This is a genomic window from Streptomyces sp. NPDC001222, from assembly GCF_042896945.1.
GTDB lineage: Bacteria > Actinomycetota > Actinomycetes > Streptomycetales > Streptomycetaceae > Streptomyces > Streptomyces gibsoniae.
Window position 1 is genome coordinate 70,146 of record NZ_JBIAXT010000007.1, and the last position, 24,248, is coordinate 94,393.

Consider the following 24,248-nt stretch of genomic DNA (forward strand, 5'->3'; position numbering starts at 1 on the left):
CGGGTCTTTCCGGGGTCGCTCGCCCCGGCGCCTCCGGGCGGGCACGGCCCGGACCTACCAAGGGTACCGGCCGCCCCGCCGTCACCTCCCCCTGATTAGGGGGCGACGCTCCGCCGATCGGCCCTCGACGCTCCGCGAGACCCTCCACGGCGGCTTCCGGGGCCTGTCCGGGGCGCGGGCCGCCACGGTCCGTCAGGCGTCCGGCCCCTCCTCCTGCCCGTCCGGCTCCTCCCGTCCGTACCGCGTCCGCAGCTCATGCCCGACGCCGAACGCCGCAGCGGTGAGCGGTACCGCCAGCAGCATCCCGAGGATCCCGGCGACCGAGGCGCCCGCGGTGAGCGCCAGCAGCACCGCGGCCGGGTGCATCCGCACGGTCCGGCTCTGCACCACCGGCTGCAGCACATGCCCGTCCAGCACCTGTACCGCGACGACGACACCGAGCGCCCACAGGGCGATGACGAGCCCGCGGTCCGCGAGGGCGACCAGGATCGCGACCGCGCCGGAGAGGAAGGCGCCGAGGTAGGGGATGTAGGCACCCACGAAGACCAGTGCGCCCAGCCCGATCGCCCCAGGCACGCGCAGGACCAGCAGCCCCACGGTGGTCAGCGTGGCGTCGATGAGCGCGATGACCGTGGTGCCGCGCATGAACCCCTCGACGGACTCGAAGGCGCGCCGCGCCACCGCCTCGACGGTGTCGGCGGAGCCGCGCGGGGCGAGCGAGCGCAGCTGGTCCGCCACGCGGTGGGAGTCGCGCAGGAAGAAGAAGACGAGCAGCAGGGCCAGTACGGCCATGGCGATGTACTCGGCGACCACGCTGACCCCGCTGATCACGTTGGAGGCGGCGGTGCCCGCGAACTTGGAGATCAGCTGCTTGGAGTTGGTCGTCAGGTCGTCCAGCGAGGTGCCGGCCGCCCCGAAGTACCCCGCGACCGACTTCGCGGCCCGTTTGAGCGAGGCCAGGATCTGGTCGCCGGTGTCGACGAGCGCGGCGACGACGATGTACACGGCCCCGCCGGCCACCGTCACCACGGCGACACAGGTGATCCCGGCCGCGAGCGAGCGGTGTACGCCGACCCGCACGAGCCATCGGTGCAGCGGCCCGAGGAGCGCGGTGCCCAGCAGCGCGAGCAGCACCGGCACGACGGCCGTACGGAACTGCCCGCACAGCCGGATCACGATCCAGACGACCCCGGCGACCAGCAGGGCGGCGGCGCACCAGGCGGCGAGGCGGCGTACGGGCTCGGGAAGGAGCTGCACCCTCCCAGCCGATCATGCGAAAGGGTGGGCTGTCCTGTGCGGACAGCCCACCCGGGTGACGCCGTATCAGACCCCGGCCGGCGCCGGGCCGCTGATCAGGCGCCCTGCGGCCCGCTCTCGGTCATCCCGTGCACGGCGGGGACGGTGCCGAGGCGCCCCTTCTGGAAGTCCTCGAACGCCTGCTGGAGTTCCTCGCGGGTGTTCATCACGAACGGGCCGTAGTGCTGCATGGGCTCACGGATCGGCTGTCCGCCCAGCAGCACGACCTCCAGGTCCGGCGTGTGGGAGTCCTGCTTCTCGTCCGCGCGGACGGTGATCGAGGAGCCCGCGCCGAACACGGCGGTCTGGCCGAGGCGGATCGGACGGCGCTCCGTACCCACGCTGCCGCGGCCGGCCAGGACGTACGCGAGACCGTTGAAGTCCTCGCGCCAGGGCAGGGTGACCTCCGCGCCCGGTGCCACGGTGGCGTGGATCAGGGTGATCGGCGTGTGCGTGATGCCGGGGCCCTTGTGGCCGTCCAGCTCACCGGCGATGACGCGGATCAGCGCGCCGCCGTCGGGGGTCGTCAGCAGCTGGACCTGGCCCCCGCGGATGTCCTGGTAGCGCGGGGCCATCATCTTGTCCTTGGCGGGCAGGTTGACCCACAGCTGGATGCCGTGGAACAGGCCGCCGGACACGACGAGCGACTCCGGCGGGGCCTCGATGTGCAGCAGGCCCGAGCCCGCGGTCATCCACTGGGTGTCGCCGTTGGTGATGGTGCCGCCACCACCGTGGGAGTCCTGGTGGTCGAAGACGCCGTCGATGATGTAGGTGACGGTCTCGAAGCCTCGGTGGGGGTGCCAGGGAGTGCCCTTGGGCTCGCCCGGCGCGTACTCCACCTCACCCATCTGGTCCATCATGATGAACGGGTCGAGGTGGCGGTAGTGGATCCCGGCGAACGCCCGGCGGACCGGGAATCCCTCACCCTCGTAGCCGCTCGGGGCGGTCGTGACACCGAGCACGGGACGGGACACCGCGTCGGCCGACGCGGCCACTCGGGGCAGGGTCAGCGGGTTCTCAACGGTCACTGCAGGCATGTCTGGTACCTCCTTGTGCTCCCACTTTAGTTGATGGTTGAACTTTCTGCCAGCCCCCAACGCGAAGAGCCCGGAGGGCATTCCCTCCGGGCTCCCGTCGTCGCGTCAGTCGCCTCAGCCGGCTCAGTTGCTGAAGTACAGGTACTTCCAGGCCCCGTACGTCGTGGAGTTCACGGTGTCGCCGGACGAGCCGTTGACGTACACCGAGCGCATCCGCGCCTTGATCCCGGCCTCGCCGGGCGCCTCGAGGCTCACGGCCGACCTGCCGCTCGTACCGAGCGAGAAGTACTCGGAGTCGGCCGAGTACCACCTGCCGCCGTAGTAGACCTGCAGGTCGAAGCGCTGCCGGCGACCCGGGTAGTAGGTCATCGTCGTGGTGAGCAGCGGGTCGGTGTTCTTGTGGAACCAGTAGTACGACGTCGAGCCGATCCTGGCCGTCCTGTAGTGCCTGGCGACGGCCGTGGAGATCCGGACGCGGGCGTAGGCATCGACCTTGACCGTCTTCGGCAGGTACCGGGAGTCGCCCGCGAAGACCGCGGTGACGGCCGTGTCGCGGGTCATGTCCAGGGTCACGGACAGATAGCCGCTGCTGTTGACCGTGCCGGACTTCACCAGCTTCTTCGGCTTGTCCGAGCCGTAGGGGTCCGCGTAGATGTCGACCTTGCGGTTCTTGTAGGTCGTACCGAGGTGGGCGGTGAACTTCACGGCGGCGCCGTAGTCGTACAGCTTGCCGTTGTTGTTCAGGCTCAGCGACGTCGCGGCGCGGGAGACCGCGACCTTGTCGGAGGCGGTGGCCGACGTGTGCTCGGCGTCGCCCGCGTAGCCGACCCTGTAGGTCACGGTGCCGCCGGCCGGCGGGGTGTCCGTGAAGGAGTAGCTGCCGTCCGCCTTCACCGTGACGGCCGGGAGCGCCTTGCCGCCGGTGCTGTCCAGGTCGGTACGGGTGACCGCGAGCTTGGCGCCCGCCGGGAGCGGCACGTTCGCCGTGATCCTGCCCTTGACCGTGAGCTGCTTGGCGCGGGACGCGGAGGCGGGCGCGTCGACCGTGAGGCTCGGCACGCTGAGCGACGGGCCGGTGTACGCCTTCAGGGTGAAGGTGCCGCCCGTACCGGCGAGGGCGAACAGCCGCGAGGAATCGGGGGCCCACGCCACCTCACCGATACCGGACGACGTCCCCGTCTCGAAGCGCCGCACCGGGGTGGCGGCGCCCGGCTTGTAGACGGACACATGACGGTCGTAGGCCTGGGCGATCAGACCGCTCGGCGAGACGTCGCCGGACCAGCCCGTCTCCGTGAGCTCCCCGGCCTCCGTGAAGGTCCCACCGGCGTACGAGAGCTTCCGGGAGCCGTTCCACAGCACCTGGGAGGTGCCGGGTACGAGGTCGATGTCACCGAAGTACTGCCCGCCGTCGCTCTTGGCGACCAGCTTCGGGGTGGCCTCGGAGACGTCGAGCACGTTCAGCGCGCCCGGGCTGTCGCCGCTGTCGGCCACGGTCAGCACACCGGGCACGGACGGGTCGGCGTCGAGGAGCGCCGCGTTGTAGTACGGGGCGACCGTGTCCGGGAGCTGTCCGAGAGCCACCGCGGCGGCCGCGTCGGGGGCGGCGGGGTCGATGGAGCCCAGGTTGCCGTGGAAGCCGTCGTCACCGGTGACCCGGTACGAGAACCAGAGCCGTCCGCCCGCGAAGGCGACCTCGCGCGGGTCGGTGCCGGCGCCGAGGTCGTAGCGGGTCCTGACCTGCAGGTCGGTCGCGTCGAGGGCCACGATCTCGTGGGTGGTCGGCAGCGACGCGTACAGGGTGCGGCCGTCGTCGGAGAGCGCGAGGTCGCTGGGACGCCCGAAGCCGACGTTCAGGTCGACCAGGGTGCCGTTGTAGTCGGTGGCCAGGATCCGTCCGTTGTCCTGGTCGGCGACGAAGACCCGCTGGAGGGCGCCGTCCGCGACGAGGCCGACGGGCTGGGTGAGGACGGCCGGCTCGGCCGAGGCGGAGCCCGCCGCGGCGACGCTCAGCGCGACCGAGCTGAAGAGGACCGCGAGTGCCGTCGCGGCCGAAGTGCTGCGCATGCGCACAGTGATGTACCCCCACAGGAAACCCCGGATGCCCGGGAGATGAGAGCGCCGCGCGACACCCGGACGCGACCGCATGGGTGCGGTGGCGCGCGGGGCGCGGCTGCCGGGGGAACTCTATGGCATGGCCGTGACAAGCTAGGAGCGATTTCCGGGCGGCTCCGGGCCGCCCTGCCCGGCACGGTCAGCCGTACATGCGCCGCATCGCGAACTCCACCATCTGCTCGACCGCCTTCGCGTCGAACACCATCCGGTGCTCCCCCTCCATGTCGAGCACGAACCCGTAGCCCGTCGGCAGCAGGTCGATCACCTCCGCCCCGGTGATCACGAAGTACTTGGACTCCTTGCCCGCGTACCGCCGCAGCTCCTTCAGTGAGGTGAACATCGGGATCACGGGCTGCTGGGTGTTGTGCAGCGCCAGGAACCCGGGGTTGTCGCCGCGCGGGCAGTACACCTTGGACGTGGCGAAGATCTGCTGGAAGTCCTCGGCGGCCATCGACCCCGTGGTGAACGCGCGCACCGCGTCCGCGAGCGACGGCGGCGACGGCTCGGGATACAGCGGAGGCTGCTGGCCGTATCCGCCGGGCATCTGCCCGCCCGGCATCTGCTGCCCGGGCATCTGCTGCTGCGGTGAGGCGTACTGCTGCTGCGCACCCGCGTTCTGGTAGCCGTACATGCCCCAAAGAGTAGTGGGCCACATATGGACCGTGAGGGGTTGATTCTTATTACCGGCGGGTAGCATCATCGGTGCTACTCGTCAGTATGCGTGAACCGGTTGCGAGGAGACAGTGCCTCGCCGATCTCTCTACGGAGCCGTCGCCATGGGGCACTACAAGTCGAATCTCCGCGACATCGAGTTCAACCTCTTCGAGGTGCTCGGCCGCGACAAGCTGTACGGCACCGGCCCGTTCGCGGAGATGGACACGGACACCGCCAAGAGCGTCCTCGAGGAGCTGACCCGCCTCGCGGAGAACGAGCTGGCGGAGTCCTTCACCGACGCCGACCGTAACCCGCCGGTCTTCGACCCCGAGACGAACACCGCCCCGGTCCCCGAGACCTTCAAGAAGAGCTACAAGGCCTTCATGGACTCGGAGTACTGGCGCCTCGGCCTGCCCGAGGGAATCGGCGGCACGACGGCTCCCCCCTCCCTGATCTGGGCGTACGCGGAGCTGGTCCTCGGCTCGAACCCGGCCGTGTGGATGTACTCCTCCGGCCCGGCGTTCGCCGGCATCCTCTACGACGAGGGCAACGAGGTCCAGAAGAAGATCGCGCAGATAGCCGTCGAGCGGACCTGGGGCTCCACCATGGTGCTCACCGAGCCGGACGCCGGCTCGGACGTCGGCGCCGGCCGCACCAAGGCGATCCAGCAGGAGGACGGCTCCTGGCACATCGAGGGCGTGAAGCGCTTCATCACCTCCGGTGAGCACGACATGGAGGAGAACATCCTCCACTACGTCCTCGCCCGTCCCGAGGGTGCCGGCGCGGGCACCAAGGGCCTGTCCCTCTTCCTCGTCCCGAAGTACCTCTTCGACTTCGAGACCGGCGAACTGGGCGAGCGCAACGGCGTCTACGCCACCAACGTCGAGCACAAGATGGGCCTGAAGGCGTCCAACACCTGCGAGATGACCTTCGGCGACCGCCACCCCGCCAAGGGCTGGCTGATCGGCGACAAGCACGAGGGCATCCGCCAGATGTTCCGCATCATCGAGTTCGCCCGCATGATGGTCGGCACGAAGGCGATCTCCACGCTGTCCACCGGCTACCTGAACGCCCTGGAGTACGCCAAGGAGCGCGTCCAGGGTCCGGACCTGGCCAACTTCATGGACAAGACCGCACCCAAGGTCACCATCACCCACCACCCCGACGTGCGCCGCTCGCTGATGACGCAGAAGGCGTACGCGGAGGGCATGCGCGCACTCGTCCTCTACACCGCCACCGTCCAGGACACGATCGCGGTCAAGGAGGCGAACGGCGAGGACACCTCCGCCGAGCACGCCCTCAACGACCTGCTCCTGCCGATCGTCAAGGGCTACGGCTCCGAGAAGGGCTACGAGCAGCTCGCCCAGTCGCTGCAGACCTTCGGCGGCTCCGGCTTCCTGCAGGAGTACCCGATCGAGCAGTACATCCGCGACGCCAAGATCGACACCCTCTACGAGGGCACCACCGCGATCCAGGGCCAGGACTACTTCTTCCGCAAGATCGTCCGCAACCAGGGCGCCGCGCTGAACTCGCTCGCCGAGGACATCAAGAAGTTCCTGGCGATCGGCACCGGCGGCGAGGAGCTGGCGGGCGCCCGCGAGCACCTGGCCAAGGCGGCCGTGGAGCTGGAGGCCATCGTCGGCCTGATGCTGACCGACCTCGCGGCCACCGCCGAGGACGTCAAGAGCATCTACAAGGTGGGCCTGAACACCACCCGCCTGCTGCTGGCCTCCGGCGACGTGATCGTCGGCTACCTGCTGCTGAAGGGTGCGGCGGTCGCCGCCGAGAAGCTTCAGACGGCCTCCGCCAAGGACAAGGCCTTCTACACCGGCAAGATCGCGGCGGCGAAGTTCTTCGCGGCCAACGTCCTGCCGGGCGTGACCCTGGCCCGCAAGGTGGCCGAGGGCGTGGACCTGGACCTCATGGAGCTGGACGAGGCCGCGTTCTAGGCCCCGAGCCGAACGAAGCCGCGTTCCAGGCCCCGAGCCGAACGAAGCCCCGTTCCAGGCCCCGAGCCGAACGAAGCCGCGTTCCAGGCCCCGAGCCGAACGAAGCCGCGTTCCAGGCCCCGAGCCGAACGAAGCCCCGTTCCAGGCCCCGAGCCGGACGAAGCCCCGTTCCAGGCCCCGAGCCGGACGCGGAGCGTCCGTTCGGCCGGCCGGGCCGCCCCGGCGCCGGTCAACCTCCACATCCCCCTTACGAGGGCCCGCTCCCCATCAACGGGAGCGGGCCCTCGCCCGTCGTTAAGGTGAACCCATGAGCTCAAGCCCTCGCTTCGACCGCGGCCACACCGACGACCTCATGTCCTTCCTGGCGGCCAGTCCGTCGCCGTACCACGCGGTGGCGCACACCGCCGAGCGGCTGGAGAAGGCCGGCTTCCGGCAGGTCTCGGAGACGGACGCATGGGACGGGACGAGCGGCGGGAAGTACGTGCTCCGCGGGGGCGCGATCATCGCCTGGTACGTCCCCGAGGGCGCCGACGCACACACACCCTTCCGGATCATCGGCGCGCACACCGACTCCCCGAATCTGCGGGTCAAGCCGCGGCCGGACAGCGGTGCCCACGGCTGGCGGCAGATCGCGGTCGAGATCTACGGCGGCCCGCTGCTCAACTCCTGGCTGGACCGCGACCTGGGCCTGTCCGGCCGGCTCTCCCTGCGCGACGGCTCCACCCGCCTCGTGAACATCGACAGACCGCTGCTGCGCGTGCCCCAGCTCGCCGTGCACCTGGACCGCTCGGTCTCCACGGAGGGGCTGAAGCTGGACAAGCAGCGTCATCTGCAGCCCGTCTGGGGCCTGGGCGACGAGGTGCGCGACGGGGACCTCATCGCGTTCCTGGAGCAGGAGCTCGGCCTGTCCGCGGGTGAGGTGACGGGCTGGGACCTGATGACCCACTCCGTCGAACCGCCCGCCTACCTCGGCCGGGACAAGGAGCTGGTCGCGGGCCCGCGGATGGACAACCTGCTGTCCGTGCACGCGGCCACCGCCGCGCTCGCGGCCGTCGCCGGCTCCGGCGGCGCCCTCTCCTTCATCCCGGTGCTCGCGGCCTTCGACCACGAGGAGAACGGATCCCAGTCCGACACCGGCGCCGACGGCCCGCTGCTCGGGTCCGTGCTGGAACGCTCGGTGTTCGCCCGGGGCGGTTCCTACGACGACCGGGCGCGGGCCTTCGCCGGCTCGGTCTGTGTGTCGTCCGACACCGGGCACGCCGTCCACCCCAACTACCCGGAGCGGCACGACCCGACCCACCACCCGCGTGCGGGCGGCGGCCCCATCCTCAAGGTGAACGTCAACAACCGCTACGCCACGGACGGTTCGGGCCGCGCGATCTTCGCCGCGGCCTGCGAGAAGGCGAACGTCCCCTTCCAGTCCTTCGTCTCCAACAACGCGATGCCCTGCGGCACGACCATCGGCCCCATCACGGCGGCCCGCCACGGCATCAAGACGGTCGACATCGGCGCGGCGATCCTGTCGATGCACAGCGCCCGCGAACTGTGTGCCGCGGACGACCCGCACCTGCTGGCGAGCGCACTGGTGGCGTTCCTGGAGGGCTGACGCGCCCTGCGGCTGCCCGGCCCTTCAGGTCTGCCGTTCGCGCGTCCGTGCGATCACACCGGCATGCCCACCGCCCTCCCGGGTACCCGGGTTCGGGGCCGGAAGGACCGGACCCCACAGGGAGGGCAGGACTCATGGGCCTGGGTGGATGCATCATCCTGATCGCCGTGGGGGCCATCCTCGCGTTTGCGACCGACTGGCACATGCAGGGCGTCAACCTTCACCTGGTCGGCGTCATATTCATGATCGTCGGGTTCATCGGTGTCGCCACGTTCAGCAGCATTTACCGCCGGAGGCGGGTCGTGGTGCCGCCCACCCCCGTCGTCGAGGAGGAACGGCACCGTCCCGGTGACGGATACGGCGGGTACGGGGTCTGACCCCGCGCCCGGCCGCCTCGTCCGTCTACTCCGCGTCCATGCCCGCCAGCACCAGCGGAAGCCGGTCCGCCCCGCCCTCGGTGACCCGGACCGGCACGCCCCAGTCCTGCTGGTGGACGTGGCACGCCGGATACTCGTTCGCCGGATCGTCGTCGCAGGACGCCGCCATCGCCGAGACATGCAGCACGCCCTCCGATACGGACGGGTTCAGCTCCAGTTCGCGGGCGAGATCCGTGCCGGCTCCCTCGCCCCGGAGCAGCAGCTCGGGCGGGGTCGAGGACACCAGCAGCCGGGTCGAGGGGCCGTAGCGCGTGTCCAGCTTCTGTCCGGCCGGAGCCTGGAAGACGACGTCCAGCCGGAGCCTGCCGGGCGCCACTTCGGTCGCCGCGCGCTGGGTGCGATGGGCGACCGAGGCCACCTGCACCGCCTCCTCGGGCAGCCGCAGCCGGGTCAGCCGGTGGCGGGCCGACTCCACCACCACGATCTCCTCACCGACCAGCACCGCGTCCGACGGCTCCCGCAGGTCCGTCGCCAGCGTCGTCACCTCGCCCGTAGCCGGGTCGTAGCGCCGCAGCGCGTGGTTGTAGGTGTCGCTGACCGCCACCGAGCCGTCCGGCAGCGCGGTCACGCCCAACGGGTGCTGAAGCAGCGCCTGTTCGGCCGCGCCGTCCCGGTGCCCGAAGTCGAACAGCCCCGTGCCGACCGCCGTGTGGACCGCGCCGTCCCGGTCCACCCAGCGCAGGGCGCTCGTCTCGGAGTCCGCGAGCCACAGACGCTCCCCGTCGGCCGAGACCGCGAGACCCGACGGCTGCGCGAACCACGCCTCGCCTCCCGGGCCGTCCACCAGCCCCTCGTTGGTGGTGCCCGCCGCCACCGCGACCGTGGCCGTCTCCGGGTCGTACGTCCACAGCTGGTGCACACCCGCCATGGCGATCCACACCCGGCCGCCGAAGACCGCCACGTCCCACGGCGAGGAGAGGTCCACCTCCCGGGCGGGACCGGACGTGGGGGACCCCTGCCACCACTGCGTGCCGGTGCCCGCGAGCGTGGTGACCTCCCCGGTCGCCAGGTCCAGGCGGCGCAGCGCGTGGTTCACCGTGTCGGCGACGACCACCGCGCCCTCGTCCAGCAGCGCCAGACCCTGCGGCTCGCTGAAGGCCGCCGCGTCGGCCGGGCCGTCCGAGAGGCCCCGCAGACCCGATCCGATGCGCCGCACCACCGTCTCGCCGTCCGCCGCCAGCTCCACCAGCTGGTGCCGGGTGGTGTCGCTGACCAGGAAGGTGCCGGACGGCAGCAGGAGTGCCTTGCCCGGGAAGCGCAGGGTCGTGGGCTCCGGCTCCGGTGCCACATAGGGGCCGTCGCCACGGCGCAGGGTGTCCTTCGCCGCGTGCTCCTCCTCCAGCTCCTCGACGAGCCGCGCTATCGCGTGGGCATGGCCCTCGCCCGCGTGCTGGGCGACCACGTATCCCTCGGGGTCGATGACGACGAGCGTCGGCCAGGCGCGGACGGCGTACTGCTTCCAGGTGGCGAGCTCCGGGTCGTCCAGGACGGGGTGCTCCACTCCGTACCGCTCGACGGCGTCCACGACCGCCCCGTGCTCCGCCTCGTGGACGAACTTCGGCGAGTGCACGCCGATGATCACCACGGTGTCGCGGTGCTTCTCCTCCAGCTCGCGCAGCTCGTCCAGGACGTGCAGACAGTTGATGCAGCAGAACGTCCAGAAATCGAGGATGACGATACGTCCTCGCAGATCGGCGAGGGTGTACTGCTTTCCGCCCGTGTTCAGCCAGCCACCCTTGCCGATCAGCTCGGGGGCACGGACACGGACGCGACGCGGTGCGGAGTTCATGGCTCAAGAGTGCCATCCGCGCGCGACGACCCGGGAAGCCTGTGGACAACCCGGTGACGGTCCGTACACGTACGGGATGCGCACATGCCGTCACGGGGAGATGCTCGTCGCAGACAGGGGGGCCATCGCAAGGGAGCAGTTCCATGCCACGAGACATCGACGACCAGATCCGCCGACGGGACCGCGAGCGCGAGCACGGGGAGATCACCGGCGAGGACAGGCGCGACCGGAGCCGGCGTGACCCCGACATGAGCGGGTCCGGCCGGGCGGACGGCGATGTGGAGGGCGCCGGCCTGCGCCGGGAGCGCGACGACAACCGTTCGTCGTGGGACGAGGACGACGAAGACCTCCGCGACAGGCGGGACATGCGGGACACACGGGACGGCTACCGGTAGTCCGGCCGCCCGCACGGTCCGTGCACGAGTCCCCCGCCGTCGGCGGGGGACTCGTCCGCGTCCGGCGCGACATCCGGTGCCGCGTCCTCAGGCAAGCGTGTGCCCCGTCGTCGCGTCGACGTGGTCCGGGACCTCCTCGTGGCGGTCGCCGACTGTGTTCGTGCCGGTGGGCTCGAACAGCAGGATCGATGCTCCGGCCGGTGCGGAGGGCTTGTGCTCGGTGCCCCGCGGGACCGTGAAGACCGAGCCCCGGGAGAGGACGACCGTGCGCTCGCCGGCCGGCTCCCGCAGCGCGATGCGCAGTTCGCCGTCCAGGACGAGGAAGAACTCGTCGGTGCGGTCGTGCGTGTGCCACAGATGCTCGCCCTCGACCTTGGCGACGCGCACGTCGTAGTCGTTGACGGTGGTGACGATGCGCGGGCTCCACAGCTCGGAGAAGGAGGCGAGGGCCGCGGCGAGGGCGACGGGCTCCGGGTGCTGCCGGGGTTCCTGGGATTCCATGAGGCCATCGTGCGGGGTGCCGTGAGGGGCGGGCGAGTGCTAGGAATCGCATATGCCGCAAGGATCCTCTCAGCCGCGCCCCGCCCATCGCGTGGTCCTCGTCGTGGACGAGAACTCGAACCCCTTCGAGATGAGCTGCGCCATCGAGGTCTTCGGACTGCCGAGGCCCGAACTCGGCCGGGAGCTGTACGACTTCCGGCTCTGCGCCGCCGCGTCCCGCACCCGGATGCGGGACGGCTTCTTCACGCTCACCGACGTGGCGGAGCTGGCCGCGGCCGACGAGGCCGACACGTTGATCGTGCCGAACCGGCCCGACACCGACACTCCGCGCTCCCCGGAGGTTCTACAGGCCGTTCGCCGGGCACATGCGCGAGGCGCACGGCTGATCGGCTTCTGCTCCGGTGCGTTCACCCTCGCGGAAGCCGGGCTGCTCGACGGGCGGCGGGCGGCCTGCCACTGGATGTGGGCCGACGCGTTCCGGGCACGTTTTCCGCAGGTCAGGCTGGAGCCGGACGTACTGTTCGTGGACGACGGCGACATCCTCACCGCCTCCGGCAGCGCCTCCGCGCTCGATCTGGGGCTGCATGTCGTCCGCCGCGACCATGGCGCCGAGATCGCGAACGCCGTGTCCCGGCGACTGGTGTTCGCGGCGCACCGCGACGGCGGGCAGCGGCAGTTCGTGGAACGGCCGGTGCCCACGGTGCCCGACGAGTCGCTCGCCCCGCTGCTGGCCTGGGCACAGGAGCGCCTGGACGAACCGCTCACGGTCGCCGGCCTGGCAGCACGCGCCGCGGTGAGCCCCGCCACCCTGCATCGGCGCTTCCGCAGCCAGCTGGGCACCACGCCGCTCGCCTGGCTGACCGGGGAGCGGGTCGCTCTCGCGTGCCGGCTGATCGAGCGCGGGGAGGAGCGGCTGGACGTGGTCGCCGCCCGCAGCGGCCTCGGTACCGCCGCCAATCTGCGGGCGCGGCTGCGGCGCGATACCGGACTCAGTCCGTCGGCCTACCGGCGGCGTTTCGGACCCGCCACGGGGGAAGCCCTCTTCGTATGAGATTCCTCGTACGCGACCGGCTCCTCGGCTTCGGTGACGACTACTGGATCGAGGACCAGCACGGCAACAAGGTGTTCCTGGTCGACGGCAAGGCGATGCGGCTGCGGGACACGTTCGAGCTGAAGGACACGCAGGGGCGCGTCCTGATCGACATCCATCAGAAGATGTTCGCCCTGCGCGACACGATGGTCATCGAGCGCGACGGCGAACCGCTCGCCCGGATCAGGCGCAAGCGTCTGTCCCTGCTGCGCAACCACTACCGCGTCGCGCTGGCGGACGGCACGGAACTCGACGTCAGCGGCAAGATCCTCGACCGCGAGTTCGCCGTCGAGTACGAGGAGGAGCTGCTGGCGCAGATCTCCCGCCGCTGGCTGACCCTCCGCGAGACGTACGGCGTCGACATCGTGCGCGAGGACGCGGATCCGGCGCTGCTGATCGCGGTGGCCGTGTGCGTGATCCACCTGGCGGACAAGGAGCGGGAGGAGGACTGAACGGCCCACGGCGGCAGGGGCGCGCGCCTTCCACGCCGCGCCCCCGCGGCGCGATCCGCGGGTCCGGTCCCGGTCCGCTACTTGGTGACCGCGAACGCCAGCAGGATCGCCGCCGTCAGATCCGGGTCGCCCTCCGCCTTGATGCGGTCCGCCACGACGTCCGCGGTGACGCGGCCGCCGGCGAGACGGACGTACGTCTCCCAGTCCAGCGTGAGCGACACCGCCGGGCCCAGCGAGGGCGTGCCGTCGATCGTGCCGCGCCCCTCCGCGTCGACCCGGACCGTGCGCATGAACTCGACGGGGCCGTGGATGTCGAAGACGATCGCCGAACCGGCGGGCGCCCCGGCGCCCTCGGCCACCACCTTGGGCAGTGCGGCCAGCAGCTCGTCCCGGGTGATCAGCGCGCCCGGCGAGTCCAGGTTCCCCGGGCGCCCCAGCGCCGTCCGCAGGTCCTGCTCGTGCATCCACACGTCGAACGCGCGGTACCGCATGGCCTCCTCGAGCGTCTGCTCGGTGCCGAACGGGCCCCGCACCTTGGTGCCGGGGTCCCGCGACTCGTTCCGCAGCTGGCGGTTGCGGCGGATGATCGTGTACTCCAGCTCGGACGTCATCTCCGGCGCCGTGTGGTGGCGGCGGACGTCGACCTGCATCTCCGTGTACCGCTGGTGCTCGTTCGTGACGTGGAAGAGGTCACGCGGGAGCGTGTGGATCGGGCGGGGGTCGCCGAGCATCTCGCAGTCCATGCCGATGACGTGGGAGACCACGTCCCGCACCGACCAGGCGGGGCAGGGCGTCCGCCGGTTCCACTCGCCCTCCACGAGTGGTTGCACCAGCTCCGATATCGCTTCGATCGAGTGGGTCCAGGCGTCGGCGTAGGGCTGGAGGGTGGGATGCAGACTCACGGAACGGGACCCCTCGGGCGGTCGGTGCGCGGGCGGTTGACAGCTGTGTCGACGGGAGGCGACTGTCGGCGGGTGTCTTGGGACGTTAAGTTACGCTCCTGTGAGGCACCCCGGCAGTGCTTTCGTGTGACGATCGTAGGCCTGAAGAGAACCCTCGAATGCCAGGACGGTGGTAGTGTGCGCGCCTCCCTGATCCAGATCCGGGTAGACGAGGACGAATCGGCCGAGTCACGCCGACGACGAGCCGCCTCCCTGGTACGAGATCAAGCCGGGGCCGACCTCGTGGTGCTGCCCGAGCTGTGGACCACCGGCGCGTTCGCCTACGAGGACTTCGGGGCCGAGGCCGAACCGCTCGACGGGCCCACCCACGAGGCGATGGCGAAGGCGGCGAGCGACGCGGGCGTGTGGCTGCACGCCGGCTCGATCCCCGAACGCGACCCCGAGGGCCCCCTCTACAACACGTCTCTCATCTTCTCCCCCTCCGGTGAACTGGCCGCCGCCTACCGCAAGATCCACCGCTTCGGCTTCGACAAGGGCGAGGCCGTGCTGATGGGCGCGGGAAGCGAGCTGGTGACCGTGCGCCTGCCGGAGACGACCGTCGGCGTGGCCACCTGCTACGACCTCCGCTTCCCCGAGCTGTTCCGCTCACTCGTGGCCGCGGGGGCCGAGACGCTCGTGATCCCGGCGGGCTGGCCGGAGCGCCGCCGGTCCCACTGGACGCTGCTGGCCCAGGCGCGGGCGGTCGAGAACCAGGCGTACGTCCTTGCCTGTGGAACGGCCGGGACGCACGCGGGGGTTCCGCAGGCGGGTCACTCGATCGTGGTGGATCCATGGGGCGAGGTCCTCGCCGAGGCCGGCGCCGACGAGGAGATCCTCACGGTGGAGTTCGACCCGGGGAAGGTCGCGTCCACCCGGGAGCAGTTCCCGGCGCTGAAGGACCGGGTGCTGGGCCTGGCGCCCCCGCGGCGCTGACGCCGTGCCGTGCCAGGCCAGGCCGCGCGGGGCCTAGGCCGGCACGTGCACCGTCTCCACCCGGCTGGCCACCAGCCGCTCCTGCTCCCTGCGCGCCGCCTTTCCGCGCAGCCGGAGGATCTGGCTCAGCCCCAGCGCCTGCAGCACGAACACGGCGGAGAACGCCACGGTGTAGTCGTCGCCGGTCGCGTCCAGCAGCACGCCGATCGCCAGCAGCGTGGTCATGGACGCGATGAAACCGCCCATGTTGGTGATGCCGGAGGCCGTGCCCTGACGCTCCGGCGGGTTCGCCGGACGCGCGAAGTCGAAGCCGAGCATCGAGGCCGGACCGCAGGCCCCGAGCACCGCGCACAGCATGACCAGCAGCCACATCGGTGCGTGCGAGCCCGGGCAGAACAGTGTGGCCGCCCACAGCAGCGCCGTCGCCCCGACCGTGCCGAGCGCCAGCGGCAGCCGGGCCCGGTGATGCCGGGCGACGATCTGCCCGTAGACCAGGCCGACGACCATGTTCGACAGCACCACGAGTGTGAGCAGCTCCCCGGCCGCCGCCCGTGACAGGCCCTGCGCCTGGACCAGGAACGGCAGGCCCCACAGCAGCAGGAACACCATCGCCGGGAACTGGGTCGTGAAGTGCACCCACATACCGAGACGGGTGCCGGGTTCCCGCCAGGACGCCGCGATCTGCCGGCGTACGTACGCAGCTCCGTGGTGCGGGAACGGCTCCGGCTCGAAGCCCTCGGGGTGGTCCTTCAGGAACAGCAGGAGCAGGACGAGGACGACGACCCCGGCGAGCGCGCTGCCGCCGAACGCGGCCGTCCAGCCGACCCGGTGCAGCAGCCGGGCCAGCACGAGCGTCGAGACCAGGTTGCCCGCCATGCCCACCAGACCGGCGAGCTGCGCGATCAGCGGACCGCGACGGGCCGGGAACCAGCGGGTGCCGAGGCGCAGCACGCTGATGAACGTCAGGGCGTCACCGCAGCCGAGCAGTGCGCGGGAGGCGAGCGCCGTGCCGTACGACGGGGAGAACGCGAACCCCACCTGGCCGGCCGTGAAGAGCACGACGCCCATGGTCAGCACCTTCTTGGTGCCGAGCCGGTCCACCAGCAGGCCGACGGGTATCTGCATGCCCGCGTACACGAGGAGCTGGAGGATCGAGAAGGTGGACAGGGCGGACGCGTTCACATGGAAACGGTCCGCGGCGTCGAGTCCGGCCACACCCAGTGATGTGCGGAAGATCACAGCGACGAAGTAGACCGCGACACCGACGGCCCACACCCCGGCGGCACGACGGCCACCCGGTGGATCCCCGGGCAGAGAGACCGAACGGGAGTTCAGGGAACGGGAGCTCATCGCACCTCACCCCGCGCCAGGTTGGAGAACCAGCTGACGTGCCGATGGACGACCTCGACGGCCGCCTCGGCGTCGCCGGACCGCAGGGCGTCGAGGATCTCCTCGTGCTCGGTGAGCGTCTTGGCGATCCGGTCGGGGTGCGAGTGCATGACCGCCACCCCCATTCGCAGCTGGCGGTCGCGAAGCTGGTCGTACAGACGGGAGAGGATCTCGTTGCCCCCGCTGCGCACGATCTCGGCGTGGAAGGTGCGGTCGGTGAGCGCCGCCCCGGCCAGGTCCCCGGCGGCGGCCTGCTCCTGCTGGCGTGCGAGCAGTTCTTCCAGACGGTGGATCAGGGCGGGCGGGGCGGGCACGGCCTTGCGGGCCGCGTGTGTCTCCACCAGCTGACGCGTCTCCACCACGTCCGCGATCTCCTGCGCGGAGACGGGCAGGACCAGGGCCCCCTTCTTCGGATAGAGCCTGATCAGTCCTTCGACCTCCAGCCGCAGCAGCGCCTCGCGCACCGGCGTCCGGGAGACTCCGACCGCCTCGGCCAGCTCTCCCTCGGTGAGCAGCGTCCCGCCCTCGTAACGGCGCTCCAGGACGCCTTGTTTGACGTGCGTGTACACACGGTCGGCGGCGGGTGGCTGTTTGGCGGACGGCTTCTCGGGAGCGGGGGCGGCGGGCGGCGCTGAAGGCATGCGCACATCATAGATACAACAGGTACGCAAGCCGGCGGGCGTCCACGATGCGGACCCGTCGGAAGCCGCTCCACATTCGCCCCGGCAACCGCACATCCTTCTGTGCTAGTTACGTGTCTCACTATGAAGCGGCCCTGTCATCTGGCCGCTCGCCAGGGGCATTTGGATGTACATAGTGCATCAGAGACGCAATCGGAGCGTTCAACTTGATTACCGGCATTAAGGGCGCGCGAGTTCGCCGAGCCGCCGCGGCAGTGTTCACCACCGGCGCCGTGCTGACCGCCGCCGCCCTCACCGCGGCCCCCGCGCAGGCCGTCACGAAGCCCACGATCACCGCCAAGGGCGGGTTCGTGATGAACAACAGCACGGGCAAGACCCTCTTCGACAAGAACATGAACGGCAAGCTGTCCACCGGCTCCACCACCAAGATCATGACGGCCGAGGTGGTGCTGTCCCAGTCGAACCTGAACCTGAACTCCACGGTCGTGGTCCAGAAGGCCTACAGCGACTACGTCGTCGCGAACAACGCCTCCCAGGCTCACCTGATCGTCGGCGACAAGGTCACCGTCCGTCAGCTGCTGTACGGGCTGATGCTGCCCTCCGGCTGTGACGCGGCCTACGCGCTCGCGGACAAGTTCGGTTCCGGCTCCACCCGCGCCGCGCGCGTGAAGTCGTTCATCGGCAAGATGAACAGCACCGCGCGGAGCCTCGGCCTGACGAACACGCACTTCGACTCGTTCGACGGCATCGGCAACGGCAACAACTACTCGACGCCGCGCGACCTGACGAAGCTCGCCAGCAACGCGATGAAGAGCTCCACCTTCCGCACGGTCGTCGACACCAAGTCGACGAAGCAGAAGGTCACCACCAAGAGCGGTGGCTACCGCTACTACAACTGGAGCAACACCAACCCGCTGCTCGGCACCTACAGCGGCGCCATCGGCGTGAAGACGGGCTCGGGCCCGGAGGCCAAGTACTGCCTGGTCTTCGCCGCGACCCGCAACGGCAAGACGATCATCGGTACGGTCCTGGCGTCGTCGTCGGTCGACAACCGCACGGCCGACGCGAAGAAGCTGCTGAACTACGGCTTCGCCGTCTGATCCTCGCGCACCACGGCAGAAGGGGCCGGCCGCTTCCCGCGGTCGGCCCCTTCGTCGTGCTCTGCCCGGGGCCTAGCCCCAGGTGATCAGCCGCTTCGGCTGCTCCAGGACGGCCGCCACGTCCGCGAGAACCTTCGAGCCCAGCTCGCCGTCGACCAGGCGGTGGTCGAAGCTGAGCGCGAGGGTCGTGACCTGGCGGGGCTTGACCTTGCCCTTGTGGACCCAGGGCTGGAGCTTGATCGCGCCGATCGCGAGGATCGCCGACTCGCCCGGGTTGAGGATCGGCGTGCCCGTGTCGACACCGAACACCCCGACATTGGTGATCGTGACCGTGCCGCCCTGCATCGCCGCCGGGGACGTCCTGCCCTCGCGGGCCGTGCCCACCAGCTCGCCCAGGGCCTCCGCGAGCTGCGGAAGGGTCTTGTCGTGCGCGTCCTTGATGTTCGGCACGATCAGACCGCGCGGGGTGGCCGCCGCGATCCCGAGGTTCACATAGTGCTTGCGCACGATCTCCTGGTTGGCCTCGTCCCAGGAGGCGTTGATGTCGGGGTTGCGCTTGATCGCGACCAGCAGGGCCTTGGCGATCAGCAGGAGCGGGTTGACCCGCAGACCCTGGAGGTCCTTGTCCTGCTTCAGCTCCTCGACGAGCTTCATCGTGCGGGTCACGTCGACCGTGACGAACTCCGTGACGTGCGGCGCGGTGAACGCGGAGCCGACCATCGCCTGCGCGGTGGCCTTGCGGACGCCCTTGACGGGGACACGGGTCTCCCGTGCGGTGTCGTACGTCACCACGGGCGCCGGGGCGGCCGGACGCTCCACCGCCGGAGCGGGGACCACCGCGGGCGCGGGGGCCGCCGCCGCGTGCACGTCCTCGCGGGTGATGATCCCGTCCGGGCCGGAGGGGGTGACCGCCGTGAGGTCGACCCCCAGGTCCTTGGCCAGCTTGCGCACCGGAGGCTTCGCCAGCGGGCGGGACTTGCCGCCGTGCCCGTTCAGCTCGCCCTGGAGTGCCGCGGCCGCGAGGCCGGCGGCCTCGGCGACGGCCGCGGTCGTCTTGCGCGGGCGTCGCTTGGTGGAGGACTCGGCGACGCCGTACCCGACGAGGACCGGCTTGCGGCCCTCCGGCTTGGGCTCCTCCGCCACGGGCTGCTCGGCCGCGGGCTCCGGTACCGAGGCCGTCTCGGCCGGCGCCGGTTCGGCGGCCCCGGCCACGTCGACCGCGATGATCGCCGTGCCGACGTCCACCGTGGTGCCCTCGGGGAAGCGCAGTTCCCGGACCACCCCGTCGTACGGGATGGGCAGCTCCACGGCCGCCTTGGCGGTCTCCACCTCACAGACGACCTGCCCGTCGGTGACCGTGTCCCCGGGCTGGACGTACCACTTGAGGATCTCGGCCTCGGTGAGACCCTCGCCCACATCGGGCATCTTGAACTCGCGCACGGACGCGTCAGTCATCGTCGTCACGACCCTCTCCTCAGTACGCCAGGACGCGGTCGACGGCGTCCAGCACCCGGTCCAGGCCCGGCAGGTACTCCTCCTCCAGCCGCGCCGGCGGATACGGGGAGTGATAGCCACCGACCCGCAGCACGGGCGCCTCCAGGTGGTAGAAGCACCGCTCCGTGATCCGCGCCGCGATCTCCGCGCCCGACCCGAAGAACACCGGTGCCTCGTGCACCACCACCAGGCGGCGGGTCTTCTCCACCGACGCCTGCACGGAGTCGAAGTCCAGGGGCGAGACCGAGCGCAGGTCCAGGACCTCCAGTGACCGGCCCTCCTCCTGGGCGGCCACGGCGGCCTCCTGGCACACCTTCACCATCGGGCCGTACGCGGTCAGCGTGACATCCGTGCCCTCACGCACCACGCGCGCCTTGTGCAGCGGGTACGGGATCGCCTCGGGGTCCACCTCGGACTTGTCCCAGTAGCGCCGCTTGGGCTCGAAGAAGATCACCGGGTCGTCGCTCTGGATCGCCTGCTGCATCATCCAGTACGCGTCCGACGCGTTCGACGGAGAGACGATCTTCAGGCCGGCCACATGCGCGAACAGCGCCTCGGGGGACTCGCTGTGGTGCTCGACCGCGCCGATGCCGCCGCCGTAGGGGATACGGACGACGACCGGCAGCTTGACCTTGCCCAGGGAGCGGGCGTGCATCTTCGCCAGCTGGGTGACGATCTGGTCGTACGCCGGGAAGACGAAGCCGTCGAACTGGATCTCCACCACCGGGCGGTATCCGCGCAGCGCCAGGCCGATCGCCGTGCCGACGATGCCCGACTCGGCGAGCGGGGTGTCGATGACCCGCTCCTCGCCGAAGTCCTTCTGCAGACCGTCGGTGACCCGGAAGACACCGCCGAGCTTGCCGACGTCCTCGCCCATCACCAGGACCTTGGGGTCCGACTCCAGGGCCTTGCGCAGCGACTCGTTGATCGCCTTGGCGAGTGCCATCTTCTCGGCCATGTCACTTGCCCCCTTCAGCGTCCGCGAACGACGCCTGGTAGGCGGCGAACTGGGCCCGCTCCTCGTCGACGAGCGCGTGCCCGTCCGCGTACACGTTCTCGAAGATGGCGAAGTGGTCCGGGTCCGGCATGGCACGGACCGCTTCGCGCACTCGCCTTCCCAACGCTTCGCTCTCCGCCTCGAGTTCCGCGAAGAATCCCTCGTCCGCGTGGTTTGAAGCAAGGAGGTAGGTACGCAGGCGGGCGATCGGGTCCTTCGCCTCCCAGGCGGCCCGCTCGTCGTCGTGGCGGTAGCGGGTCGGGTCGTCGGAGGTCGTGTGCGCGCCCATGCGGTACGTGAACGCCTCGACCAGGGTCGGGCCCTCGCCGTTGCGCGCCCGCTCCAGCGCCCACTTCGTGACCGCGAGGCAGGCCAGCACGTCGTTGCCGTCCACGCGCACGCCCGGGAAGCCGAAGCCCTGCGCCCGCTGGTAGAGCGGCACACGGGTCTGCTTCTCGGTCGGCTCGGAGATCGCCCACTGGTTGTTCTGGCAGAAGAACACCACGGGGGCGTTGTAGACCGCCGCGAACGTGAACGACTCCGCGACATCGCCCTGGCTGGAGGCGCCGTCGCCGAAGTACGCGATCACGGCCGAGTCCGCCCCGTCCTTGGCGACGCCCATGGCGTAGCCCGTGGCGTGCAGCGTCTGCGAGCCGATGACGATCGTGTAGAGCTGGAAGTTGTTGCTGTTGGGATCCCAGCCGCCGTTGTTCACACCGCGGAACATGCCGAGCAGGTTGGTGGGGTCGACCCCGCGGCACCAGGCCACGCCGTGCTCGCGGTAGGTCGGGAAGACGTAGTCGTCCTCGCGGGTGGCCCGCCCCGAACCGATCTGGGCGGCCTCCTGGCCGAGCAGCGAGGCCCACAGACCCAGCTCACCCTGGCGCTGCAGGGAGGTGGCCTCCGCGTCGAAGCGTCGGGTCAGCACCATGTCCCGGTAGAGGCCGCGCAGCTGCTCGGGCGTGATGCCCTCGACGTACCGGTCGTACTCCGGGTTCTCGACGCGCTCGCCCTCGGGCGTCAGCAACTGAACGAGATCCGCCTCGGCACCCTTCTTGGGCGTGGTGCGGGTGGTGCGCTTGCTGCCGGTGGTGCCGGCTTTGCTTCCGGCGCTGCGTCGCGGCTTGCGCGCGGCAGTGCTCTCCACGGTCACGTGTGCTCCTCCGTCGGTCCGGCCCCCGGGTTCGCCGGGTGCCTGGGGATCCCCTCGGCCCGCTTGGGGCCGGTGAGAGCGGCTCGCCTGCAGCGCACGGACGCACGGGGTGGGTGCGACGCGTTCGAGACAGACGTGACAGGTGCCCCGGCGAGCGCCCTGCAAAGGGCACGTTACCCAGTGCGCCACATTTCTGTGAAACCCCTCCTGACCAGGGATTTTGCTTGGATATCCAAGTAAATCGAGTAAGTCGGGCACAGATGCTGGTCACAGCCTTGCAGGGGGCCGGAACAACGGCACGTTATCCCGCTCACCTGGAGCACGGGAAGACTCATTCTGAGGTGGTGCCGGTGTCGCCGGGTGAGGATCGCCCCGCTCGCGCGGACTCCGTTCCGGGCCCGACCGCGCCGGGCGTCCTCTCCGCACGCGCGTGGAGCCCCGTGAAAGCACACGCGCGCGTGGAGCCCGTCTCCGGGTCTCACGCGCGCGTGGCGGCCGTTTTCGCGGGGCGGCCCCCCTCATGTCGTCGGACGGGAGCCGGTCACGCGGCTGCCGTCGCCCTGCTCTCGTCCCACCGGTCCTTCCGTGACGTCCCGGCGGGCTCCGTCAGGCCCTGGGGGCCCGTCAGGGCACCTGCGGGTCGCCCACGCCCGTGGTGTCCCCGCCACCGCCGGTTGCCGTCGGGTCCGAGGGGTCGCCGCCGCCCGTGGGCGTGTCCGTCGGCTGGTTCGAGGGGGCCGACTGGGTGGGCGGGGCGCTCGGCTGGTCCGGCGTCGTCGACGGCTGCGACGGCGACTGCTCGCTGTAGGTGTACGACGGCGTGTACGAGGGCGTGTAGTCCGAGCCGGCGCCCGGGTCCGAGCTGTCGTCCGTGGACGTGTCGGTGGCCTCGTCGCTCGGCGTCTGCCTCGACTGCTTGTCGTCCTTGCTCTGGGTCGCGGGCGGTGACTGCGTGGTGCCTGTTCCGCCGCCGTTGCCGCCCGTGTTGTGCAGCGCCAGCGCGACGCCCGCCGCAACGGCGATGATCGCGAGGACCGCGAGGACCCACAGCTTGCCGCGTCCGCTGCCGTGGTTGCCGTGCCCCTCGAAGCCGCCGTCGTCCCGGGAGCCGTACCCCGTGGGCAGGATGGGCTGCGGAATCTGCGTGGTGCCGGACTCACCCGGGTGCGGCATCACCGTCGTACCGGCGAAACCTCCCGCGGGGGTGTGCCGGCCCTCGTGCATGTCGACCGGGCCGGTGTTCCAGGTGCCGGTGTGCCCGCCCTGGTCGTACAGCATCTGCAGGGCGTACTGGGACAGACCGCGCATCTCCTCCGCGGTCTGGAAACGGTCGTCCGGCTCCTTCGCCAGGGACCGCATCACAAGCCCGTCCAGCTCCGGCGGCGAGGCGCTCTCCGCGATCTGGGACGGGGGCACCGGGATGTCCTGGACGTGCTGGTACACCACGGACAGTGGGGTCTCACCGACGAACGGGGGCCGCAGCGCGAGCAGTTCGTACAGCAGACAGCCCGTCGCATACAGGTCCGAGCGATAGTCGACGGCCTTGCCGAGCGCCTGCTCCGGGGAGAGGTACTGCGGCGTGCCCATGACCATGCCGGTCTGCGTCATCGTCGTGGACGCCCCGTGCAGGGCGCGCGCGATGCCGAAGTCCATCACCTTGACGGCGCCGTTGTTGGTGATGATGACGTTCGCCGGCTTGATGTCGCGGTGCACGATGCCGTGCTGGTGCGAGTAGGCCAGCGCCTCCAGGACGCCCGAGACGATGATCAGGGCCTGCTCGGGTCCCGGTGCCTCCGCGTTGAGCAGCAGTTCGCGGATCGTACGGCCCTCGACCAGCTCCATCACGATGTACGGCACCGACTGGCCGCCCACGTGGTCCTCGCCGGAGTCGTACACGGCGACGATCGCGTGGTGGTTGAGGCCGGCCACCGACTGGGCCTCGCGCGTGAAGCGGGCCTTGGAGACCGGGTCCTCGGCCAGGTCGGCACGGAGCAGCTTGACCGCCACCGTCCGCCCGAGGCGCACGTCCTCGGCCGCGAACACCTCGGCCATGCCGCCCCGGCCGAGTCTGCGCGTCAGCCGGTACCGGCCGTCCCCGACAAGCCCGCCGTTGCCCCAGTTCTCCGGCGCGTCTGACATCCCGCCGCCAGTCGCCTCGGGGTCGGACGGGCCCTGGGCGCGCTGCGTCTGTGCCATCAGTCCTCGCCGTCGTTTCTGCCCGCGGTCTGCGCGGTGGTTGTTACGGTCTCCGACGGGCCACGCTACAGGCTCCGCGCAAGGCC

At 70.6% G+C, this 24,248-nt stretch carries 21 protein-coding genes; 8 read left to right on the plus strand and 13 right to left on the minus strand.

The window, feature by feature from the left end; translation table 11 throughout:
• Positions 1 to 192: 192 nt before the first annotated feature.
• From ACFY2Z_RS12465 to ACFY2Z_RS12480, 4 genes are all read right to left on the minus strand, one after another.
• Positions 193 to 1,257, minus strand: coding sequence for an AI-2E family transporter (locus ACFY2Z_RS12465; protein WP_390744143.1), 1,065 nt, complete (start codon positions 1,255 to 1,257; stop codon positions 193 to 195).
• A 95-nt stretch (positions 1,258 to 1,352) separates the two neighbouring features.
• On the minus strand, positions 1,353 to 2,333 hold the full coding sequence (locus tag ACFY2Z_RS12470; protein ID WP_390744144.1) for a pirin family protein: 981 nt from the start codon (positions 2,331 to 2,333) through the stop codon (positions 1,353 to 1,355).
• Positions 2,334 to 2,456: 123 nt separating this feature from the next.
• Positions 2,457 to 4,397 (minus strand): YncE family protein, encoded by a 1,941-nt coding sequence (locus tag ACFY2Z_RS12475; RefSeq protein WP_390744145.1) that lies wholly within the window; start codon positions 4,395 to 4,397, stop codon positions 2,457 to 2,459.
• A gap of 187 nt (positions 4,398 to 4,584) precedes the next feature.
• A complete protein-coding gene (locus ACFY2Z_RS12480; protein ID WP_388969628.1) occupies positions 4,585 to 5,076 on the minus strand; it encodes an SseB family protein in 492 nt (163 codons plus the stop codon).
• Positions 5,077 to 5,221: 145 nt separating this feature from the next.
• Between ACFY2Z_RS12480 and ACFY2Z_RS12485 the strand changes: the two genes are divergently transcribed.
• The 3 genes from ACFY2Z_RS12485 to ACFY2Z_RS12495 all read left to right on the plus strand — a co-directional run bounded on the left by ACFY2Z_RS12485 (position 5,222) and on the right by ACFY2Z_RS12495 (position 9,031).
• Positions 5,222 to 7,048, plus strand: coding sequence for an acyl-CoA dehydrogenase (locus tag ACFY2Z_RS12485; protein WP_390744339.1), 1,827 nt, complete (start codon positions 5,222 to 5,224; stop codon positions 7,046 to 7,048).
• 307 nt (positions 7,049 to 7,355) lie between these two features.
• A complete protein-coding gene (locus tag ACFY2Z_RS12490; protein WP_390744146.1) occupies positions 7,356 to 8,654 on the plus strand; it encodes a M18 family aminopeptidase in 1,299 nt (432 codons plus the stop codon).
• Between the two features lie 134 nt (positions 8,655 to 8,788).
• Positions 8,789 to 9,031, plus strand: coding sequence for a DUF6458 family protein (locus ACFY2Z_RS12495; protein WP_390744147.1), 243 nt, complete (start codon positions 8,789 to 8,791; stop codon positions 9,029 to 9,031).
• 25 nt (positions 9,032 to 9,056) lie between these two features.
• Here ACFY2Z_RS12495 and ACFY2Z_RS12500 read toward each other — a convergent pair whose 3' ends face one another.
• Positions 9,057 to 10,880 (minus strand): thioredoxin-like domain-containing protein, encoded by a 1,824-nt coding sequence (locus tag ACFY2Z_RS12500; RefSeq protein WP_390744148.1) that lies wholly within the window; start codon positions 10,878 to 10,880, stop codon positions 9,057 to 9,059.
• A gap of 143 nt (positions 10,881 to 11,023) precedes the next feature.
• Between ACFY2Z_RS12500 and ACFY2Z_RS12505 the strand changes: the two genes are divergently transcribed.
• On the plus strand, positions 11,024 to 11,275 hold the full coding sequence (locus ACFY2Z_RS12505) for a hypothetical protein (protein WP_390744149.1): 252 nt from the start codon (positions 11,024 to 11,026) through the stop codon (positions 11,273 to 11,275).
• 87 nt (positions 11,276 to 11,362) lie between these two features.
• On the opposite strand, the gene ACFY2Z_RS12510 is transcribed toward ACFY2Z_RS12505, so the two are convergent.
• The gene (locus tag ACFY2Z_RS12510; RefSeq protein WP_390744150.1) at positions 11,363 to 11,776 is read right to left on the minus strand and encodes a cupin domain-containing protein; all 414 of its coding nucleotides are present in this window, start codon (positions 11,774 to 11,776) and stop codon (positions 11,363 to 11,365) included.
• Between the two features lie 52 nt (positions 11,777 to 11,828).
• Here ACFY2Z_RS12510 and ACFY2Z_RS12515 point away from each other — a divergent pair, with 52 nt between their 5' ends.
• The gene (locus tag ACFY2Z_RS12515) at positions 11,829 to 12,827 is read left to right on the plus strand and encodes a GlxA family transcriptional regulator (protein WP_390744151.1); all 999 of its coding nucleotides are present in this window, start codon (positions 11,829 to 11,831) and stop codon (positions 12,825 to 12,827) included.
• Positions 12,824 to 13,318 (plus strand): LURP-one-related/scramblase family protein, encoded by a 495-nt coding sequence (locus tag ACFY2Z_RS12520; RefSeq protein WP_390744152.1) that lies wholly within the window; start codon positions 12,824 to 12,826, stop codon positions 13,316 to 13,318. The genes ACFY2Z_RS12515 and ACFY2Z_RS12520 overlap by 4 nt, the downstream gene beginning before the upstream one ends.
• A gap of 77 nt (positions 13,319 to 13,395) precedes the next feature.
• Here ACFY2Z_RS12520 and ACFY2Z_RS12525 read toward each other — a convergent pair whose 3' ends face one another.
• Positions 13,396 to 14,220, minus strand: coding sequence for a maleylpyruvate isomerase family mycothiol-dependent enzyme (locus tag ACFY2Z_RS12525; RefSeq protein ID WP_390744153.1), 825 nt, complete (start codon positions 14,218 to 14,220; stop codon positions 13,396 to 13,398).
• A 177-nt stretch (positions 14,221 to 14,397) separates the two neighbouring features.
• Between ACFY2Z_RS12525 and ACFY2Z_RS12530 the strand changes: the two genes are divergently transcribed.
• Complete coding sequence (locus ACFY2Z_RS12530; RefSeq protein WP_390744154.1) at positions 14,398 to 15,192, plus strand: carbon-nitrogen family hydrolase; 795 nt, start codon at positions 14,398 to 14,400, stop codon at positions 15,190 to 15,192.
• 33 nt (positions 15,193 to 15,225) lie between these two features.
• Here ACFY2Z_RS12530 and ACFY2Z_RS12535 read toward each other — a convergent pair whose 3' ends face one another.
• Both ACFY2Z_RS12535 and ACFY2Z_RS12540 read right to left on the minus strand, forming a co-directional pair.
• Positions 15,226 to 16,542 (minus strand): nitrate/nitrite transporter, encoded by a 1,317-nt coding sequence (locus ACFY2Z_RS12535; protein WP_390744155.1) that lies wholly within the window; start codon positions 16,540 to 16,542, stop codon positions 15,226 to 15,228.
• Positions 16,539 to 17,222, minus strand: coding sequence for a GntR family transcriptional regulator (locus ACFY2Z_RS12540; RefSeq protein WP_390744156.1), 684 nt, complete (start codon positions 17,220 to 17,222; stop codon positions 16,539 to 16,541). Before ACFY2Z_RS12540 ends, ACFY2Z_RS12535 begins: the two co-directional genes overlap by 4 nt.
• A gap of 206 nt (positions 17,223 to 17,428) precedes the next feature.
• Here ACFY2Z_RS12540 and ACFY2Z_RS12545 point away from each other — a divergent pair, with 206 nt between their 5' ends.
• A complete protein-coding gene (locus tag ACFY2Z_RS12545; protein ID WP_390744157.1) occupies positions 17,429 to 18,322 on the plus strand; it encodes a D-alanyl-D-alanine carboxypeptidase family protein in 894 nt (297 codons plus the stop codon).
• A gap of 72 nt (positions 18,323 to 18,394) precedes the next feature.
• On the opposite strand, the gene ACFY2Z_RS12550 is transcribed toward ACFY2Z_RS12545, so the two are convergent.
• The 4 genes from ACFY2Z_RS12550 to ACFY2Z_RS12565 all read right to left on the minus strand — a co-directional run bounded on the left by ACFY2Z_RS12550 (position 18,395) and on the right by ACFY2Z_RS12565 (position 24,162).
• The gene (locus tag ACFY2Z_RS12550) at positions 18,395 to 19,786 is read right to left on the minus strand and encodes a dihydrolipoamide acetyltransferase family protein (protein WP_390744158.1); all 1,392 of its coding nucleotides are present in this window, start codon (positions 19,784 to 19,786) and stop codon (positions 18,395 to 18,397) included.
• 10 nt (positions 19,787 to 19,796) lie between these two features.
• Positions 19,797 to 20,774 carry an alpha-ketoacid dehydrogenase subunit beta gene (locus ACFY2Z_RS12555; RefSeq protein WP_390744159.1) on the minus strand — a complete coding sequence of 326 codons (978 nt, stop codon included), beginning with the start codon at positions 20,772 to 20,774 and terminating at the stop codon, positions 19,797 to 19,799.
• A 1-nt stretch (position 20,775) separates the two neighbouring features.
• A complete protein-coding gene (gene pdhA / locus ACFY2Z_RS12560; RefSeq protein WP_390744160.1) occupies positions 20,776 to 21,966 on the minus strand; it encodes a pyruvate dehydrogenase (acetyl-transferring) E1 component subunit alpha in 1,191 nt (396 codons plus the stop codon).
• A 624-nt stretch (positions 21,967 to 22,590) separates the two neighbouring features.
• The gene (locus ACFY2Z_RS12565) at positions 22,591 to 24,162 is read right to left on the minus strand and encodes a protein kinase (protein WP_390744161.1); all 1,572 of its coding nucleotides are present in this window, start codon (positions 24,160 to 24,162) and stop codon (positions 22,591 to 22,593) included.
• Positions 24,163 to 24,248: the final 86 nt, after the last annotated feature.

Excerpts from the sequence above, each read along its gene's own strand:
- ACFY2Z_RS12505 (WP_390744149.1), top strand. The coding sequence starts at position 11,024 with ATGCCACGAGACATCGACGACCAGATCCGCCGACGGGACCGCGAGCGC.
- ACFY2Z_RS12480 (WP_388969628.1), bottom strand. The coding sequence starts at position 5,076 with ATGTACGGCTACCAGAACGCGGGTGCGCAGCAGCAGTACGCCTCACCG.
- ACFY2Z_RS12500 (WP_390744148.1), bottom strand. The coding sequence starts at position 10,880 with ATGAACTCCGCACCGCGTCGCGTCCGTGTCCGTGCCCCCGAGCTGATC.
- ACFY2Z_RS12475 (WP_390744145.1), bottom strand. The coding sequence starts at position 4,397 with ATGCGCAGCACTTCGGCCGCGACGGCACTCGCGGTCCTCTTCAGCTCG.
- ACFY2Z_RS12495 (WP_390744147.1), top strand. The coding sequence starts at position 8,789 with ATGGGCCTGGGTGGATGCATCATCCTGATCGCCGTGGGGGCCATCCTC.
- ACFY2Z_RS12565 (WP_390744161.1), bottom strand. The coding sequence starts at position 24,162 with ATGGCACAGACGCAGCGCGCCCAGGGCCCGTCCGACCCCGAGGCGACT.
- ACFY2Z_RS12490 (WP_390744146.1), top strand. The coding sequence starts at position 7,356 with ATGAGCTCAAGCCCTCGCTTCGACCGCGGCCACACCGACGACCTCATG.
- ACFY2Z_RS12510 (WP_390744150.1), bottom strand. The coding sequence starts at position 11,776 with ATGGAATCCCAGGAACCCCGGCAGCACCCGGAGCCCGTCGCCCTCGCC.
- ACFY2Z_RS12555 (WP_390744159.1), bottom strand. The coding sequence starts at position 20,774 with ATGGCCGAGAAGATGGCACTCGCCAAGGCGATCAACGAGTCGCTGCGC.
- ACFY2Z_RS12520 (WP_390744152.1), top strand. The coding sequence starts at position 12,824 with ATGAGATTCCTCGTACGCGACCGGCTCCTCGGCTTCGGTGACGACTAC.
- ACFY2Z_RS12535 (WP_390744155.1), bottom strand. The coding sequence starts at position 16,542 with ATGAGCTCCCGTTCCCTGAACTCCCGTTCGGTCTCTCTGCCCGGGGAT.
- ACFY2Z_RS12485 (WP_390744339.1), top strand. The coding sequence starts at position 5,222 with ATGGGGCACTACAAGTCGAATCTCCGCGACATCGAGTTCAACCTCTTC.
- ACFY2Z_RS12470 (WP_390744144.1), bottom strand. The coding sequence starts at position 2,333 with ATGCCTGCAGTGACCGTTGAGAACCCGCTGACCCTGCCCCGAGTGGCC.
- ACFY2Z_RS12515 (WP_390744151.1), top strand. The coding sequence starts at position 11,829 with ATGCCGCAAGGATCCTCTCAGCCGCGCCCCGCCCATCGCGTGGTCCTC.
- ACFY2Z_RS12540 (WP_390744156.1), bottom strand. The coding sequence starts at position 17,222 with ATGCCTTCAGCGCCGCCCGCCGCCCCCGCTCCCGAGAAGCCGTCCGCC.